The 17,492-nt window shown below is 67.8% G+C and carries 15 protein-coding genes; 3 read left to right on the plus strand and 12 right to left on the minus strand.

The window, feature by feature from the left end; translation table 11 throughout:
* Nucleotides 1–117: 117 nt before the first annotated feature.
* From A7D27_RS07190 to A7D27_RS07200, 3 genes are all read right to left on the minus strand, one after another.
* Nucleotides 118–459 carry a hypothetical protein gene (locus A7D27_RS07190; RefSeq protein ID WP_069559097.1) on the minus strand — a complete coding sequence of 114 codons (342 nt, stop codon included), beginning with the start codon at nucleotides 457–459 and terminating at the stop codon, nucleotides 118–120.
* 64 nt (nucleotides 460–523) lie between these two features.
* Nucleotides 524–1,885: a cell envelope integrity protein CreD gene (creD, locus tag A7D27_RS07195; protein WP_069559098.1), complete on the minus strand. Its 1,362-nt coding sequence runs from the start codon at nucleotides 1,883–1,885 to the stop codon at nucleotides 524–526.
* Between the two features lie 196 nt (nucleotides 1,886–2,081).
* Nucleotides 2,082–2,519 carry a CBS domain-containing protein gene (locus A7D27_RS07200; RefSeq protein ID WP_069559099.1) on the minus strand — a complete coding sequence of 146 codons (438 nt, stop codon included), beginning with the start codon at nucleotides 2,517–2,519 and terminating at the stop codon, nucleotides 2,082–2,084.
* A 141-nt stretch (nucleotides 2,520–2,660) separates the two neighbouring features.
* Between A7D27_RS07200 and A7D27_RS07205 the strand changes: the two genes are divergently transcribed.
* Nucleotides 2,661–3,380 carry a hypothetical protein gene (locus A7D27_RS07205; protein WP_069559100.1) on the plus strand — a complete coding sequence of 240 codons (720 nt, stop codon included), beginning with the start codon at nucleotides 2,661–2,663 and terminating at the stop codon, nucleotides 3,378–3,380.
* 208 nt (nucleotides 3,381–3,588) lie between these two features.
* Here A7D27_RS07205 and creC read toward each other — a convergent pair whose 3' ends face one another.
* From creC to A7D27_RS07225, 4 genes are all read right to left on the minus strand, one after another.
* Nucleotides 3,589–5,013, minus strand: a complete 1,425-nt coding sequence (gene creC / locus A7D27_RS07210) for a two-component system sensor histidine kinase CreC (RefSeq protein WP_069559101.1) — start codon at nucleotides 5,011–5,013, stop codon at nucleotides 3,589–3,591.
* A 26-nt stretch (nucleotides 5,014–5,039) separates the two neighbouring features.
* The gene (gene creB, locus A7D27_RS07215) at nucleotides 5,040–5,732 is read right to left on the minus strand and encodes a two-component system response regulator CreB (protein WP_069559102.1); all 693 of its coding nucleotides are present in this window, start codon (nucleotides 5,730–5,732) and stop codon (nucleotides 5,040–5,042) included.
* Nucleotides 5,733–5,811: 79 nt separating this feature from the next.
* Nucleotides 5,812–6,330: an ATP-dependent zinc protease gene (locus A7D27_RS07220; RefSeq protein WP_069559103.1), complete on the minus strand. Its 519-nt coding sequence runs from the start codon at nucleotides 6,328–6,330 to the stop codon at nucleotides 5,812–5,814.
* Between the two features lie 111 nt (nucleotides 6,331–6,441).
* Nucleotides 6,442–7,695, minus strand: coding sequence for an HD-GYP domain-containing protein (locus tag A7D27_RS07225; RefSeq protein WP_069559235.1), 1,254 nt, complete (start codon nucleotides 7,693–7,695; stop codon nucleotides 6,442–6,444).
* Nucleotides 7,696–7,873: 178 nt separating this feature from the next.
* On the opposite strand from A7D27_RS07225, the gene A7D27_RS07230 reads away from it, so the two are divergent.
* Nucleotides 7,874–8,767 carry an acyltransferase gene (locus A7D27_RS07230; protein ID WP_069559104.1) on the plus strand — a complete coding sequence of 298 codons (894 nt, stop codon included), beginning with the start codon at nucleotides 7,874–7,876 and terminating at the stop codon, nucleotides 8,765–8,767.
* A 311-nt stretch (nucleotides 8,768–9,078) separates the two neighbouring features.
* Entirely contained in the window at nucleotides 9,079–11,040 is a 1,962-nt protein-coding gene (gene betT, locus A7D27_RS07235; RefSeq protein WP_218187182.1) for a choline BCCT transporter BetT, read from the plus strand.
* A gap of 124 nt (nucleotides 11,041–11,164) precedes the next feature.
* On the opposite strand, the gene fdhA is transcribed toward betT, so the two are convergent.
* From fdhA to A7D27_RS07260, 5 genes are all read right to left on the minus strand, one after another.
* On the minus strand, nucleotides 11,165–12,364 hold the full coding sequence (gene fdhA / locus A7D27_RS07240) for a formaldehyde dehydrogenase, glutathione-independent (protein WP_069564487.1): 1,200 nt from the start codon (nucleotides 12,362–12,364) through the stop codon (nucleotides 11,165–11,167).
* Nucleotides 12,365–12,551: 187 nt separating this feature from the next.
* Entirely contained in the window at nucleotides 12,552–13,409 is an 858-nt protein-coding gene (gene purU / locus A7D27_RS07245; RefSeq protein ID WP_069564488.1) for a formyltetrahydrofolate deformylase, read from the minus strand.
* Nucleotides 13,410–13,519: 110 nt separating this feature from the next.
* Complete coding sequence (locus A7D27_RS07250) at nucleotides 13,520–14,149, minus strand: sarcosine oxidase subunit gamma (RefSeq protein WP_044409134.1); 630 nt, start codon at nucleotides 14,147–14,149, stop codon at nucleotides 13,520–13,522.
* On the minus strand, nucleotides 14,142–17,162 hold the full coding sequence (locus tag A7D27_RS07255; protein WP_069564489.1) for a sarcosine oxidase subunit alpha: 3,021 nt from the start codon (nucleotides 17,160–17,162) through the stop codon (nucleotides 14,142–14,144). The genes A7D27_RS07250 and A7D27_RS07255 overlap by 8 nt, the downstream gene beginning before the upstream one ends.
* Entirely contained in the window at nucleotides 17,159–17,485 is a 327-nt protein-coding gene (locus tag A7D27_RS07260; RefSeq protein ID WP_044409140.1) for a sarcosine oxidase subunit delta, read from the minus strand. The genes A7D27_RS07255 and A7D27_RS07260 overlap by 4 nt, the downstream gene beginning before the upstream one ends.
* Between the last annotated feature and the right edge of the window lie 7 nt (nucleotides 17,486–17,492).

Below are 17,492 nucleotides of genomic sequence, written 5' to 3' on the forward strand. Positions count from 1 at the left end.
TCGCCCCCTTGCCGCCGGGCCGGCTGCCGCACGCCAGTCACACCTTCCGGGGCCACCTGGTAGCCGGGGAAATGCAGGGCGATGCGTGCGGCGAGCAGTCGGGCCTGTCGGCGTTCCTCAGTGAGCGGTCCCATCGCAGGCCTCCTCTTCGTCGTCATCGCGGCGGTACCAGAGGCGGAACAGCCCGTAGCCCAGCACCAGTGCGACCTGGGCCAGCGCCGCGCACATCTGCAGGAAGGAGTTGACGGTGGGGTTGGTGCGGGCCTCCATCACGCCGGTGAGGGCGTGCCAGAAGCCGTCCGGGATGACGGTGAGGGCCAGGCTGGCCAGGGGCTTGCCGGTCAGCAGCCAGATCTCGATGACGCCGAAGCCGTTGGCGAACATCAGGCCGCCGAGGATGAACACCGAGATCACCAGCCCGAGGGCGAAGCAGGCGGAGAACTGGAACAGTGCGCGCATGGTGGGTCTTCCTTCAGTAGGCGGCGCGGCGGGTGCCACGCCGGGGGTCGGGGATCGCCTGGGCTCAGGCCTGGATCGGGGTTTGGGACGGAGCGACGGGGCGGCCAACGGCGTACCAGTCGAGCTTGCGGGTCAGCACCATCACGCAGGCCAGCAGGCCGAACACCAGCAGCGAGCCCATCAGCAGGGCGTAGTCCTCGGCGCTGAGCAGGCCGTAGAGCATCCCGTACAGCGCGGCGAGGCCGGCGGTGAAGCCGCCACCGCGCACCCAACTGTGCAGCACGCTGCTGACGTAGATGCCCACCAGCAGCACGCAGGCCGAGGCGGACAGCGCATAGGCCAGGCCGAACGCCAGGTGCTCGGAGAGCGACAGCAGCAGCAGGTAGAAGAACGCCAGGGCCAGGCCCACCAGGCCGTACTGCACCGGGTGGACGTTGATGCGCTTGAGCACCTCCACCAGGAAGAAGCCGGCGAAGGTCAGGCAGATGAACAGCAGGGCGTACTTGATGGCGCGGTCGCTCTTCAGGTACTGGTCCACCGGGTCGACGAAGCTGACCCCGAACACCCGGCTGTTGAAGGCCTGGCAACGGTCGTCATAGGCGCAGTCGGCCAGGGCCTGCTGCAGGTCGGTGGCGAAGAAGCTGGTCTGCCAGCGGGCGGTGAAGCCGTCCTCGCGCACTTCGCGCTCGGCGGGGAGGAACTCGCCGACGAAGCTGGGGTGCGGCCAGGGCGACTTCAGCTCCACCTGGCTGTCACGCCCCACCGGGGTGATGTGCAGCGATCCGGTGCCCTGCAGGTTGAGGGTGAAGCCGTAGCTGAGGGTCTGGGCCTCGCCGCTGGCCAGGTGGGGCAGCGGTACATGCACGCCGCTGGCCAGGATCGGGTCACCGCTGCCGGGCTGGAAGTCCAGGCTGCGGCCGTTCAGTTCCAGCTTGAGGGCGTTGTTGATGCCACGGATGTCGCTGATGCCCACCGCCAGGAACGGGGTCTCGAACTGGTAGTCCTCCAGCCCTTCCTCGATGCCGAAATGCGCCGGCACGGCGAATTCACCACTGATGCGGCTGTCGCTCTTGTACAGGCGGGCCTGGTAGATGCCACGGGTCAGCAACTGGGTGTCGACGTCACCCTGCAGGTGGAAGCGCTCGGGCAGGAAGAACAGCCGGCCGCGCTGCTCACGCTCGTCCAGGTAGCGCTGACCGGTCTTCTCGTGGGTCTTCCACTCGCGCACGGTGCGGCGGAACGGCACCACCAGCAGCGGGCCGGTCACCTGCTGGGCGTAGCTGGAACTCTGCGCGATGTTGGCCTGCACGCTGTCGCGGGCCATCTGACGCTCGTCGATCAGGCCGTCGATCATCAGCAGCGGGATCAGCAGCAGCAGGATCAGCAGGGCGATGGCGCCCAGCTTGAAGCCCAGGGTTCGGGTCATCTCGGACTCTCCTCGTGTGTTCGATGGGGAAAGTCTGGAGCGCGCCTGGGGTGGGGCTATGGGGGGAATGTGGAGTTTGTGTGGGAATTGGGTGAAGAGCCGGGATCGCGGCGCGATCCTGCCGGCCGATCACCCTGAGCGGAACGATGGCTGACGGTGGGCTGAAGCCCACCCTACGGGAGACGGGGCCGGGCGATCAGCACGCGCCGCGAATGTACTGCTCCAGGTGCTGGATCAGGCTTTCCTGCTCGGCGGTGATGTCGCGCACCAGGTCGCGGATCGACAGCAGGCCGATCACCTTGCCTTCGTCCAGCACCGGCAAGTGGCGCAGGTTCTTCTCGGTCATCAGTTGCATGCAGAACTGGTTGCTGTCCTTCGGACCGACCACGTAGAGGTTGGAGGTCATGACTTCCTGCACCTCGGTGCCGTAGGAGGAGCGGTCCTTGGCGGCCACCCGGCGCACGTAGTCGCGCTCGGTGACGATGCCCACCAGTTCGTCGCGCTCCATCACCAGCACGGCACCGATGCCTTTCTCGGCCATCAGCTCGGCCGCTTCCAGCACGGTGGTGGTGGGGTCCACGCGGTAGAGGGTCGTGTGGGCTTTGCCCCGCAGTATTTCGGCGACGGTCTTCATAGGCTGCTCCCGGTTTCTTTCGTTATTTGCGCACGGCGTTCCATCACGGCGACGAACTGAGAATAGTCAATTGTGGGCACCTGCAAGAAGCGACAGAATCGCCGCACTCGGCCCTCCTGGCCTTTCGGAAATGGAGATTCCATGCAGCCCCGCAAAACCCTCTGCACCTTCGCCGTCCTGTCGTTGCTCATGCTCGGCGGTTGCTCCAGCAAAAGCTATGTCACGCCCAGCCATGGCGTTCCCCTGGCCGGCATCGACGACACCGACATCGAGGAGCTGTTCAGCAAGAAACCTGCCAGCCCCTTCCCGGCCCAACTGAGCATCGTCCGCGTGGCCAGCCTCTACCGGGACGGATTCGAGGTGGTGCAGACCCGCGACATCGAATCCGACGCGGACCTCGCGCGCATCGCCGAGCAGCCGCAGATCAGCCAGGTCGCTCCCCTGAGCCGCTTGCTGGTCCCCGATGACATGAAGAGCCTGAAGGACCTGCGCCTCCCGGCCGCCCACATGCGCTCGGACCTGCTGCTGGTCTACACCGTGGACACCCGCTTCTATGTCGACAGCACCCCGCTGGGCCCACTGACGGCGGTGTCGCTGGGCTTCCTGCCCAATCACCAGGCCCATGTCACCAGCACCGTGGCCGGCATTCTGGTGGATGTACGCAGCGGCTACATCTACGGCTCGACCGAAGCCACCGCGCAGGAGGAGCAGCGCGCCAGCACCTGGTCCACCGAAGACGCCGTGGCCGAGTCGAAAATCCGCGCCGAAAAAGCCGCGCTCACCCGCTTCAGCGAGGGCTTCCCGGCGTTCTGGCAGGGCGTGCTGACGAAGTACGCGAAGAACCCAGCGGCGTCCCAGTAGAACCCTCCCCTCCCGGGCTGAAGCCCGGGCTACGCCCCAGCTCCGTTGGTGGATGGGAAAAGCGCCACCCACCCTCGCGGGGTTGAGCACGGGGGCGGTTGTAGGGTGGGTCGCGTTCCATCGACCCACCACACGGGGCCGGGGCCTGGCACGAGGTGCGTCGCGTCGATACGGGGCGCTGATCGGCACCAGGAGGGTGCGCAGGCGTTCAGGCAGCGGGCAGCCGCAGGCGGACTTCGACGCCGCCGTCGCGGTTTTCCACCCGCAGGGCGCCGCCGTGCAGGTTGGCCACTTCCTGCACGAAGTTGAGGCCGAGGCCGGTGCTCTTGCGCCCGCTGCCGGGGCGCGGCAGGGAGTAGAAGCGTTCGGTGAGGCGGGCCAGGGCGTAGTCGGGGATGGCGTCGCCCTGGTTGAACAGGCACAGCGTCCAGTGGCTGCCCTCGCGCTCGGCAGCGAAGCGGATGAGGCCGCCGGGGGGCGTGAAGTCCAGGGCATTGTCCAGCAGGTTGGCCAGGGCCTGGCGCAGCAGGAAGCGCTCCCCCTTCACCTCCACGTCGTCGCCGATGGCGTCTTCGACGCGCAGGCCGGCGGATTCGATGCGCGCCGCCTGGGCCTGCACCAGCTCATCCACCATCGGCGCCACCGGCACGCTGACGCGCTCTTCCAGGCCCTGGCGCTGCTCGACCTGGGCCAGGTACAGCAGGCGTTCGATCAGTTGCTGCAGGCGCGCGCCCTCGCCGGCGATGTTGGCGACGAAGCGTTGCCGTTGCTCGGCGGGCATGTCGCCCTCCAGCAGTTCGGCGGCGCCCCGGATGGCTGCCAGGGGGCTCTTCAGTTCATGGGTCAGGGTGTGCACGTAGCGCTCGACGTAGGCCTTGCCCTCCAGTTCGGTGCGCATGCGCTCCACGGCGCGGGCCAGCTTGGTCAGTTCGCCACCGCTGAGGCTGGGCAGTTCGGCCCGCTGCCCTTCGCTGACGGCCTGGGCGTAGCGGGTCAGGCGCCGCAGGGAGCCGCTGAGCCACCAGGAGAGCAGGCCGCCGATCAGCAGCCCGAGGACGATGAGGCCGGCGCCGAGCCAGGCCAGGCGCACCTGGGAGCGGTAGATGTAGGGCTGCAGCGAGCGGTTGGGCTTGGCCACCGAGACCACGCCTATGATCTGCCCATCGGCACGGATCGGCGCTGCCACGTACATCACCGAGGAATCGGGGTCGGTCGGGTCTTCTCGGGTGGAGCGGGCACCGTACTGGCCGCGCAGGGTCAGCAGGACGTCGTTCCAGCCGGAGTAGTCCTGGCCCACGGCACGGCCGGTGGAATCCAGCAGCACGCGGCCGGTGCCGTCGGTGACGTAGATGCGGTGGTTGACTTCGGTCTTGCGCACGCCCCAGATCTCGGCGCCGGGTTGGCGCTTGCCGTAGGCCTTGAGCAGCTCGGGCAGGTTGCTCTGGGTGAGGGTGCCGTCGCGCACCGGGTCACGGAGGATCTCGGCCAGCAGGTTGGCGGTGTCCACCAGGGTTTCCTCGGTGGACTGGCGCACGCCGGGGCGGATCTCGTCCATCACGGTGCTGAGCACGAAGTAGCCGGCCAGGCCGACGAAGAGGAAGTAGACCAGGAAGATTCGGATGCCCAGTGGCATGGCAGGTCCTTGGGGCCCGGGTGGGCTCAGGCGCGGGGGTCGTAGCTGTAGCCGAGCCCGCGGTGGGTCTGGATCGGCTCGGCATCGGCGACCTGGCGCAGCTTGGCGCGCAGGCTCTTGATGTGGCTGTCGATGCTGCGCTCGTAGCCGGCGTCGCTGGCCACGCCGAGGGCGTCGAGCAGTTGCTCGCGGCTGAACACCCGTTCCGGCTGGCCGAGCAGGTGCTGCAGCAGGCGGAATTCGTGGCGGGTCAGGGCCAGCAACTGGCCGTGGTAGTGGATGCGGAAGCGCTCCAGGTCCACCTGGAAGGGGCCGTCGCCGGCAGGGGATGCGGGGGCGACCGGGGCGGGCTCGCGGGGGGTCATGCGCTTGAGGATGGCGCGGACCCGGGCGGCCACTTCGCGGGGGCTGAAGGGCTTGACCACGTAGTCGTCGGCGCCGATCTCCAGGCCCACCACGCGGTCGATCTCGGCATCGCGGGCGGTGAGGAAGATCACCGGCACTTCGGAAAAGCGCCGCAGCCGGCGGCAGGCCTCGAAGCCACTGATGTCGGGCAGGCCGACGTCAAGGATGACCAGGTCGAAGGGCTCGTGGGCCAGGCGCTCCAGGGCCTCGCCCGCCAGGCTGAGCCAGGTGACGGTGAAGCCTTCGGATTGCAGGGCGTAGACGAGGGTGTCGGCGATGGCGGCTTCGTCTTCGACGATGAGGATGCTGGGCATGGCGTCCGTGCGAGGCGGCTGGAAAGCCGGCAGGGTGCCGCCGGGCCGGGGCGGCGTCAATCCCGCCCGGGCCGACGGTTCAGCACTGCGGCTTGCCGGCGGTGTACTTGCGACCGGGGTAGATGGCAGCGCGGAACTCGCGCAGCGCCTTGGCGCCGATCAGCAGGGGGTAGTTGAAGCTGCTGCGGTCGGTGAGGTTGACCTCGACGGTACGCTGGGTGTCACCCAGGCACATGTCCAGCTCGATGACTGGGCGCTTGGACGGGTCGGCCTTCTCGCGCTCGTCATCCTCTTCGTCGCCAGCTTCCTCGGCACGGGTCTTGATCTTGCTGATGCGCGCCAGGCGGTGCTCGTAGAGGGTGTCGTCGGCGTCCTTGGTGGCCAGGCGGAAGCGCACCCACTCCTCGCCGTCGCGCTTGAAGCGCTCGATGTCCTTGGCCGAGAGGGAGGCGGTAAGGGCGCCGGTGTCCATCTTGGCCTTGAGGGTCTGGCCGATCTCGGGCAGGCGGATGTATTCGTAGCGGCCGTAGAGGTCGGGCTCTTGGGCAGCGAATACCGGCAGGGCGAGCAGGGTCAGCAGGGCGAGCAAGGGTTTCAAATCGGTCTCCTCGGCGTGGCGCGCGGTGGGCGGATCTGTCGACGGGGCACATGCGCCGGCAGGTTCTGGGACCGGCGCGACGGGCCTTTGGTTCGGCAGCGGGGCTGCAGTCTACCCGCCCAATTTCTTCAGGCGTACCCCGCCCCAGAGTTCCTCGAGGTTGCGGAAGCCCCAGTCCTCGGGGGATTCGCGGGCGACGATGCGGTCGCGGCCCTGCATGGTGGCAAGGTCGATCACCTCCTGGGGGATCGGCACCCTGGAGCGGGCGGAGAAGAACACCCGCACTTTGGGCATCAGCAGGGAGCCGCTGCCCTGCTCCAGCACCACGCCGAGGCGCCCGCTCTCCAGGCGCACCAGGGAGCCGGTGGGGTAGATGCCGACGCATTTGACGAAGGCCTGGAAGACCTTGGGGTCGAAGTGACCCTTGGTCCACTCGGCCATCTTGTGCAGGGACTCGGCCGGGTCCCAGCCCTTCTTGTAGGGGCGGTCGGAGGTGATGGCGTCGTACACGTCGCACACCGCGCCCATCCGCGCCAGCAGGCTGATCTGCTCGCCAGCCAGGTGATGGGGGTAGCCGCTGCCGTCGAACTTCTCGTGGTGGTGCAGGCACACGTCCAGCACCAGCGCGCTGACCTGGTGGCTCTCCAGCAGGATGCGCGCGCCGGCCATGGGGTGGCCGCGCATGGTGGCGAACTCGCTGTCGGTGAGCTTGCCGGGCTTGTTCAGCACGGCGTTGGGCACGGCCATCTTGCCGATGTCGTGGAGCAGCCCGGCGAGCCCGGCCTCGCGCACCTGAGGCTCGGGCAGGCCGAGCTGGCGGGCCAGGGCGATCATCAGGGCGCAGACGGCCACCGAGTGCATGTAGGTGTATTCGTCGGAGTTCTTCAGCCGCGCGAGGCTGATGAGGGCGTTGGGGTGGCGCAGCACCGAGGCGGAGATTTCCTCCACCAGCCCGTCGGCCTGGCTCAGCTCCACCACCTGGCCGAGCCGGGCGTCCTTGAACATGTCCATGACGGCGGCGCGGGAGCGCTCGCACAGCGCCACGGCCCGGGCCACCTCGTCTTCCAGGCTGACGGGGCGCACGGCAGTGCTGTCGGGGTGGTTGGCAGCCAGCAACTGGGCGTCGGCTTCCTCGTTGGCCTGTTCGGCCGTGACCTGGGCAGCGGCCTGCTCAGGGGACAGGTCGAGACCCTTGGCGGTGTCGATCCAGACTTCGGTGACGGCGCTGTCGAGAATGCGCGCCAGGTCCTTCTGCGACTTCAGCAGAAAGCTGCTCTTCCAGAAGGGGTGGTCCATCCATGAGCCGCAGAGTTCCTGAACGTACATGCCCGGACGCAGGTCCGACACAGCGATCTTCTTCAACACGATGGACACCGATGGAAACACACGGGAAAACTGGACCGAGGGCGATGATGCCTCATGGCCAGTGGCCTGGACAGCCGCTGTGCCTGACTTTAGCCGAGGAAGGCGACGAGTGTCTTGGCAGCCGTTCACGCCTGCGTATCATGGCAACGCCATCCACAGGCCAAGGAGCCAAGGACCCATGAGGGCGCTGCTGACCGGTATCACCACCATCCTCCTCGTGCTGATCAACACCCTGGCCCTGATCGGCCCGATGCTGCTGATCGCCCTGCTCAAGCTGGTGCTCCCCGGCCAGGCACTCAAGGACGCCTGCTCCCGCGCGGTGATGGGCATCGCCGAGGCCTGGGCGGAGAACTGCAAGCGCATCTTCGCCCTGCTCACCCCCACCCGCTGGGACATCCGCGGCGGCGACGGCCTGCGCAACGACACCTCTTACCTGGTGGTGTCCAACCACCAGTCCTGGGTGGACATCCCCGCGCTGGTGCAGGCCTTCAACCGCAAGGCGCCCTACTTCAAGTTCTTCCTCAAGCAGGAGCTGATCTGGGTGCCCTTCATCGGCCTGGCGTTCTGGGCGCTGGACTACCCCTTCATGAAGCGTTACTCCAAGGCCTTCCTGGCGAAACACCCGGAAATGAAGGGCAAGGACCTGGAGATCACCAAGGCCGCCTGCGAGAAGTTCAAGCGCCTGCCGGTCACCGTGGTGAACTACCTGGAGGGCACCCGCTTCACCCCCGCCAAGCAGGCCCAGCAGGGCTCCCCTTTTCGCTACCTGCTCAAACCCAAGGCGGGCGGCGTGGCCTTCGTGCTGGCGACCCTGGGTGAGCAACTGGATGCGATCCTCGACGTCACGCTGATCTACCCCGGCCAGCAGGTGCCGGGCTTCTGGGCGCTGGTGTCGGGCCAGGTGCCGTGGGTGATCGTCGATATCCAGACCCGCGACCTTGACCCGTCCCTGTGGCAGGGCGACTACGAGAACGACCCGGTGTTCCGCCAGTACCTGCAGGACTGGGTGACCCGCCTGTGGTCCGAAAAGGACGCCCGCATCCACCAGTTGCGCAGCGAACTGCACGGCTGACGCTCGCGGCCGGGCGCTCGCCCGGCCCGCCCCGCTGCGCTTTCCGACGAAGCGTCGCAGCCCCCGTACCACCCGGCCTGATGCCTTGTCTGAAATGGCTGTAGAGCGCGCCGCCATTGGCGTTGGCGCGCTTTAGCGTGTTTATATTGAACGCCCGATCAATTTAAAAGGAACCCCGCACCCGCTCCCGCACTCTCACCCGAATGCCCGAATCCGCGTTAAAGGAGATGCCGCTTGCCGACACCCTCGACCACCCACACAGGGGGAACCCTGTGACCACCTCGACCCCAGCTTCCACCCCATCCCTGCGCATGAACGCCCCGGTGCTGATCGGCTCGGCGGCCTTTGTCCTCATCTTCGGCCTGGCTGCCACCCTGTTCGCCGAACAGGCCGGTGAATGGCTCGCCCGCACCCAGGCCTGGGCCTCCGGCAGCGTCGGCTGGTACTACCTGCTGGCGATGACGCTGTACCTGGTCTTCGTGGTGGTCACCGCGCTGTCCGGCTATGGCCGGATCAAGCTCGGTGCCGACCACGACGAGCCCGAGTTCAGCTACCTGTCCTGGGCCGGCATGCTGTTCGCCGCCGGCATCAGCATCACCCTGTTCTTCTTCTGCGTGTCGGAGCCGCTGACCCACTTCGCCCAGCCGCCCAAGGGCGAGGCCGGCGGCAGCGAAGCCGCGCGCCAGGCCATGCAGCTGCTGTTCCTGCACTGGGGCCTGCACGGCTGGGGCGTGTTCGCCCTGGTGGCCATGGCCCTGGCCTACTTCGCCTACCGCCACAACCTGCCGCTGGCCCTGCGTTCGGCGCTGTACCCGCTGATCGGCAAGCGCATCAACGGCCCCATCGGCTACACCGTGGACGCCTTCGGCATCATCGCCACGGTGTTCGGCCTGGGCGCCGACATGGGCTTCGGCGTGCTGCACCTCAATGCCGGCCTGGACTACCTGTTCGGCATCCCCCACGACCAGTGGGTGCAGGTGGCGCTGATCGTGCTGATGATGGGTGCCGCCGTGATCGTCGCCGTCAGCGGCGTGGAGAAGGGCGTGCGGGTGATGTCCGACGTCAACATGCTGCTGGCCTGCTCGCTGCTGCTGTTCGTGCTCTTCGCCGGGCCCACCCAGCACCTGCTGAACATGCTGGTGCAGAACCTCGGCGACTACCTGGGCGCGCTGCCGACCAAGAGCTTCGACCTCTACGCCTACGACGGCGGCACCCGCTGGCTGGGCGACTGGACGGTGTTCTACTGGGCCTGGTGGATCGCCTGGGCGCCCTTCGTCGGGCTGTTCATCGCGCGGATTTCCCGCGGTCGGACGATCCGCGAATTCGTCTTCGGCGTGCTGTTCATTCCCCTGGGCTTCACCCTGGCGTGGATGTCGATCTTCGGCAACAGTGCCCTGGAGCAGGCCTTCAACGGCACCAGCGACCTCGCCACGGTGGCGGTGAACGAACCGTCCATGGCCATCTACCACCTGCTGGAAAGCTACCCGTGGAGCCGCGCGGTGATCGCCGTGACGGTGTTCATCAGCTTCGTGTTCTTCGTCACCTCAGCCGACTCGGGCACCGTGGTGCTCTCCACCCTCTCCTCCCGGGGCGGTGCGGTGGACGAAGACGGCCCGCGCTGGCTGCGGGTGTTCTGGGGCGCACTGATCGCGCTGATCACCATCGGCCTGCTGTTCGCCGGCAGCATCGACGCGCTGAAGTCCGCGGTGGTGCTCACCTCCCTGCCCTTCTCGCTGATCCTGCTGCTGATGATGTGGGGGCTGCACAAGGCCTTCTACCTGGAGTCCCAGCGCCAGCGTGCCCGCCTGCATGCGCCCTCGCCGGTGGACCAGCGCTCGCCCCGTCGCCGCAGCGGCTGGCGCCAGCGCCTGGCCCAGGCGGTGCACTTCCCCTCGCGGGACGAGGTGTACCGCTTCATGGAGGAACAGGTGCGGCCGGCCATGGAGGCCCTCGCCGAGCAGTTCCGCACCCGTGGCCTGACGGTGGAAACCCACATGGACCCGGCCGGCGCCAGCCTGAGCCTGGAGGTGGTACATGGCGAGGAACACCCGTTCCTCTACCGGGTGGTGATGCGCGGCTACTTCACGCCCTCCTTCGCCGTCGCCGGGCTGGACGCGCGCAACCGCCAGAACCGCCGCTACTACCGTGCCGAGGTGCACCTGGCCGAGGGCAGCCAGGACTACGACCTGGTGGGCTACAGCCGCCAGCAGGTGATCGACGACATGCTCGACCAGTACGAACGGCACCTGCAGTTCCTGCACCTGGTGCGCTGACCGCAGCCCCGGGCAAACGCCCGGCCCCCCATCCGCCGTCGATAAAAAAGAGGAGCCGTCATGGCTCCTCGAAGGACAGGTACTGCGCCGCTAGAACGCAGCACCAGGGGTTGCGGCTCAGGCCTCAGGCGGCGCTGAAGGTCCTGTGCGGGTCGATGACGAATTTCTTCGGCACGCCGGCATCGAACTCGCCGTAGCCACGGGGCGCGTCATCCAGGCTGATGACCTGCACGCCCACCACTTCGGCGATGTTGATGCGGTCCCACATGATGGCCTGCATGAGCTGGCGGTTGTATTTCATCACCGGGGTCTGGCCGGTGTGGAAGCTGTGGGACTTGGCCCAGCCGAGGCCGAAACGGATACTCAGGCTGCCGATCTTGGCGGCGGCGTCCACGGCGCCCGGGTCTTCGGTGACGTAGAGGCCGGGGATGCCGATCTTGCCGGCCACGCGGGTGACCTGCATCAGCGAGTTGAGCACGGTGGCCGGGGCTTCTTGCTGGGCACCGGCATGGCCGTGGCCTCGGGCTTCGAAGCCCACGGCGTCGACGGCGCAATCCACTTCCGGCTCGCCCAGCAGGTCGGCGATCTGCTCGTGCAGCGGGGTGTCCTTGGACAGGTCGGCGATCTCGAAACCGACGGCCTTGGCGTGGGCCTGGCGCACCGGGTTGACGTCACCGACGATGACCACGGCCGCGCCCAGCAGGCGGGCGGAGGCGGCAGCAGCCAGGCCCACCGGGCCGGCACCGGCCACGTAGACGGTGGAGCCCGGACCGACGCCGGCGGTGACGGCTCCGTGGTAGCCGGTGGGCAGGATGTCGGAGAGGCAGGTCAGGTCGCGGATCTTCTCCATCGCCTTGTCGCGCTCGGGCAGCTTCAGCAGGTTGAAGTCGGCGTAGGGCACCAGCACGTACTCGGCCTGGCCGCCGGTCCAGTCGCCCATGTCGACGTAGCCGTAGGCGCCGCCGGCGCGGGCCGGGTTGACGGTCAGGCAGACGCCGGTGTGCATTTCCTTGCAGGAGCGGCACCGGCCGCAGGCGACGTTGAAGGGCACGGACACCAGGTCACCGATCTTCAGGTTCTCGACGTCGCTGCCCTTCTCCACCACCTCGCCGGTGATTTCGTGACCGAGCACCAGGCCGACCTGGGCGGTAGTGCGGCCGCGCACCATGTGCTGGTCCGAGCCGCAGATGTTGGTGGAGACGACCTTCAGGATCACGCCGTGCTCGATCTTCCTGCCACGGGGGTCCTGCATCTTCGGGTAGTCGATCTTCTGCACTTCGACCTTGCCCGCTCCGAGATAAACGACACCACGATTACCAGACATGCATGAATCTCCTTTGTTGTTGTGGATACAAAGGCGCGGCCTGGGCCACGCGGCCTTGTACTGGAGCTTGTGTCTGTTGCGGGAGCCGCCGGGTGGAACTGGCAGGGCGGCTGCCGAAGTCTGTAGCCGGACCTCAGTCCGGGGCGAGGCCCGCTCCCGGGCTGAAGCCCGGGCTACGTCTGTGGGTTCACAGCACCACGGTGCGGTTGGCGTTGAGGAACACGCGGCGCTCGATGTGGTAGCCCACCGCCTTGGCCAGGGTCAGGCATTCGATGTCACGCCCCTTGGCCACCAGGTCCTCGGGGTAGTGGGCGTGGTCCACCGGTTCGACGCCCTGGGTGATGATCGGGCCCTCGTCCAGGTCGTTGTTGATGTAGTGGGCCGTGGCGCCCACCAGCTTGACCCCCTTCTGGTAGGCCTGGTGGTAGGGCTTGGCGCCCTTGAAGCCGGGCAGCAGGGAGTGGTGGATGTTGATGGCCCAGCCATCCAGGCGCCGGCACAGCTCGGGCGACAGCACCTGCATGTAGCGGGCGAGCACCACCAGCTCGGCACCGGTGTCCTCGATCACCTGCAGCACGCGCCGCTCCTGGGCGGGCTTGTCGTTGGGGTCGAGGGGGAAGTGGTGGTAGGGGATGCCGTGCCAGCGGGCCAGCGGCTCCAGGTCGGGGTGGTTGGACACCACGGCCATCACGTCCATCGCCAGTTGGCCGATGCGCTGGCGGTAGAGCAGGTCGTGCAGGCAGTGGTCGGCCTTGGAGACCATGATCACCACCTTGGCGCGGTAGCCCGGCGGGGTCAGTTCCACCTGCATGTCGAAGGGCGCCACGCGGGCGGCCAGACCGGCACGGAAGGCGGCCTCGTCGAAGTCGTCGGGCTGGCGGAACTCGATGCGGATGAAGAAGCGTGCGGACAACCGGTCATCGAACGAATGGTGCTCAGTGACGTAGCAGCGCTGCTCGAACAGGTAGCCGGTCACCGCGTCCACCGTGCCGAGCACGCTGGGGCAGTGGGCGGTGAGGATCCAGGTATCGGGGGTGCGGCTCATGTCGGGGTCTCGGTAATCCATGCTGTCAGGGGGCGCAGGGGGGAGGACGCTTCACCCCTCCACCTGAGCTGGCCTGCGGTGGACGGCAACGACGCCGTCCACCCTCCATCTCACGCCTTGATCGCCAGCCCGTACTCGGCGCTGGCGTCCTGCAGCCAGAGCCAGAGGTAGTCGGAGAAGCTGCGACGCACCACCAGCTCCCAGGTGTCTTCGCCGGTGTGGCGGATCACCGCCGTGGCCTTGGCGAAGTGGGTGCCCACCGCCTTGCCCACCGGGAAGTTGCTCGGGTGCACGTCATAGGAGGTGGACTTCATCAGCAGCTCGCGCACCTTCGGCCCGCTCAGCTCCAGCAGGGTCTGGCCGCCGCTGACGTTGACCACGGCGATGTGCTGGCCGTCCAGCGCCTCGCGCAGGCGTTGCTCGGTGGCGAACTCCTGGCCACCGGGGACGATCAGCAGCCACTCATCCGGGCCCAGCCACTGCAGCGAGGTGTCGCCGTTGGCCACCAGGGTCAGCGCCACCGGCAGCTCCAGGCCCAGGGCCTTGTGCACGCCGCCGGCGAAGGCCGGGTCGCTGGCTTCGCCACGGATCACCAGGTGACCCAGCAGCTTCTTCTCGCGCAGCACGACACCGGCGCTGGCCTTGCCCTTGCGCGCCAGCTCGTCGAGGCCGGCGTGGTGCAGGGGCGACTCGCCCTGGATGTTGCCCGGGCGTTGTTCGTAGACGTTGACGTTAGACATTCTGGCGATCCCCTTTGGGGTCATAGAACACGGAGCTGCAGATTTCGGCTTCGATCACGCTGCCGTCGGCCAGGGGCGCGAAGACCCGCTCACCCATGCGCTTGAGGCCGCCCTTGACCATGGCCAGGGCGAAGGGATAGCCCAGGCTGGCGCTCATGTAGCTGGAGGTCACGTGGCCGACCATCGTCATCGGGATGGCCTGCTTGGGATCGAACACCAGCTGTGCGCCTTCCGGCAGGACCTTGTTCGGGTCCAGCGGCTTGAGGCCCACCAGTTGCTTGCGGTCCTCGCGCAGGCAGTCCTCGCGGTTCATGCCGCGCCAGCCGATCCAGGAGAACGGCTTGTTGCGGCCGACGCACCAGCCCATGCCCAGGTCGTCCGGGGTGACCGAGCCGTCGGTGTCCTGGCCGACGATGATGAAGCCCTTCTCGGCCCGCAGCACGTGCATGGTCTCGGTGCCGTAGGGGGTCAGGTTGTACTTCTTGCCGGCCTCGATCAGCTGCTTCCATACGCCCAGGGCGTAGTCGGCCTGCACGTTCACTTCATAGGACAGCTCGCCGGTGAAGGAGATGCGGAACACCCGCGCCGGCACGCCACCCACCTTGCCCTCCTTCCAGCTCATGAAGGGGAAGGCGTCCTTGTCCAGGTCGATGTCGGTGACCTCGGCCAGCAGCTTGCGGCTGTTGGGGCCGGACAGGGTCATGGTGGCCCAGTGGTCGGTGACCGAGGTGAAGTACACCTTCATCTCCGGCCACTCGGTCTGGTGGTAAAGCTCCAGCCACTCCATGACGCGGGCGGCGCCGCCGGTGGTGGTGGTCATGATGAAGTGGTTGTTGCCGACGCAGGCGGTGACGCCGTCGTCGAAGACCATGCCGTCTTCCTTGCACATCAGGCCGTAGCGGGCCTTGCCCACGTCCAGCTTGGTCCAGGCGTTGGTGTAGACGCGGTTGAGGAACTCACGGGCGTCCGGGCCCTGGATGTCGATCTTGCCGAGGGTGGAGGCATCGAGGATGCCCACGCTCTCGCGCACGGCCTTGCATTCGCGGGCCACGGCGGCGTGCAGGTCCTCGCCGTTCCTGGGGAAGTACCAGGGGCGCTTCCACTGGCCGACGTCCTCGAACTCGGCGCCCTGGGCCAGGTGCCAGCTGTGCATGGCGGTGTAACGCTTGGGATCGAACAGGTGGCCGCAATGACGCCCGGCCACGGCGCCGAAGGTCACCGGGGTGTAGTTCGGGCGGAACATGGTGGTGCCCATCTCGGCGACGCTGATGCCCATCGAACGGGCGGCGATGGCCAGGCCGTTGATGTTGCCCAGCTTGCCCTGGTCGGTGCCGAAGCCCAGCGCGGTGTAGCGCTTGACGTGCTCGACCGATTCGAAGCCCTCGCGGGTGGCCAGCTCGATGCCGGCGGCGGTGACGTCGTTCTGCAGGTCGACGAACTGCTTCGGCGCGCGGGCGGTGGACTTGTCGTGGGGCACCTGGAACAGCGCCAGGGTGGGTTCCTCGTGACGGATGGCGGCCTTGGGCACGACGCCTTCCACCGGCTTGAAGCCGGCTTCGGCAGCGGCCTTGGCACCGGCTTCGTAGCCGTCGGCGAGGACGTCACCGAGGCCGAAGACGCCGTTCACGGCACCGGCGCACAGGCGCTTCTGGAAGCCGCCCTCGCTGGGCACGAAGGCCAGGATGTCTTCGCGCCAGGTGGGCTTGCCGCCCAGGTGGGAAGCCAGGTGCACCACGGGGCTGTAGCCGCCGGAGCTGACGATCAGGTCGCAGTCCACCACTTCGCCAGGGCTGGTGACGCGGTGGCCCTTGACGTCGATGGCGCAGATGCGGGCACCGGTGACGCGCTTGCTGCCACGGCACTCGACCACGGCGCTGCCGGTGAGGATGCGCACGCCACGGGCGCGGGCTTCCTCGACCCAGGCGCCGCGCGGGTTGCTGCGGGCGTCGGCAACGGCAACCACATTCTGCCCGGCGTCCAGCCAGTCCAGCACCACGCGGTAGGCGTAGTCGTTGTTGGTGGACAGCACCAGTTCGCGGCCCGGGGCCACGCCGTAGCGGTTGACGTAGGTGGAGACGGCGCCGGCCAGCATGTTGCCGGGGACGTCGTTATTGGCATACACCAGCGGCCGCTCGTGGGCGCCAGCGGCCAGCACCACGCGCTTGGCGCGCACGCGATGGACGCGGTGGCGCGCCTGGCCACGGGGGGCGACTTCACCCAGGTGGTCGGTGAGACGCTGGTGGATGGTGAGGAAGTTGTGGTCGTGGTAGCCGTTCACCGTGGCGCGCGGCAGCAGGGTCACCTCCGGCAGACTGGCCAGTTCGGCCAGGGCCTTGGCGACCCACTCGGCGGCGGGCTTGCCGTCCAGGGTTTCGCGGGTGTCCAGCAGGCTGCCGCCGAACTCTTCCTGCTCGTCGGCGAGGATCACGCGGGCGCCGCTACGGCCGGCCGCCAGGGCGGCAGCCAGGCCGGCGGGGCCGGCACCGACCACCAGCACGTCGCAATGCTGGTTGAGGTGGTCGTAGATGTCCGGGTCCACTTCGGTGGGCGAGCGGCCCAGACCGGCGGCCTTGCGGATGTACTTCTCGTAGGTCAGCCACAGGTTCTGCGGGTACATGAAGGTCTTGTAGTAGAACCCGGGCGGCATCATGCCGCCGCCGACCTTGCCGAGGATGCCCATCAGGTCGGTGTTGACGCTCGGCCAGCCGTTGGTGCTGCTGGCCACCAGGCCGCCGTACAGGGCTTGCTGGGTGGCGCGGATGTTCGGCACCTGGGCCTGTTCGGTGGAGCCCAGCTGGAGGATGGCATTGGGCTCTTCGGCACCGGCGGCGACGATGCCGCGCGGGCGGGAGTATTTGAAGGAGCGACCGACGACGTCCACGCCGTTGGCCAGCAGGGCCGAGGCGAGGGTGTCGCCGGCGTAGCCCTGGTAGTTCTGGCCGTTGAAGGTGAAGGTCAGGGGCTGGCCACGCTCGACGCGGCCCCCCTTGGGAAGGCGGTTGACCTGGCTCATGCCGTTACTCCTGCAGGCGCTGCTTTCTTCTCGCCGGTGGTGGCTTCGGTGATGCTGGGTTTCTCACCGATCTTGTAGGTTTCGAGGATTTCGTAGGTCACGGTGTGGCGGGTGACGTTGAAGTAGCGACGGCAGCCGGCCGCGTGCACCCACAGCTCGTGGTGCAGGCCACGGGGGTTGTCGCGGAAGAACATGTAGTCGCCCCACTCCTCGTCGGTGCAGGCGCCCGGGTCCAGCGGGCGCGGGATGTGCGCCTGGCCCTTGGCGTGGAATTCCTCTTCGGAGCGCAGCTCGCCGCAGTGGGGACAGAAGATGTGCAGCATGGCGGGT

It is taken from the genome of Pseudomonas sp. 1D4 (assembly GCF_001728925.1).
In the GTDB taxonomy this organism is placed as follows: Bacteria; Pseudomonadota; Gammaproteobacteria; order Pseudomonadales; family Pseudomonadaceae; genus Metapseudomonas; species Metapseudomonas otitidis.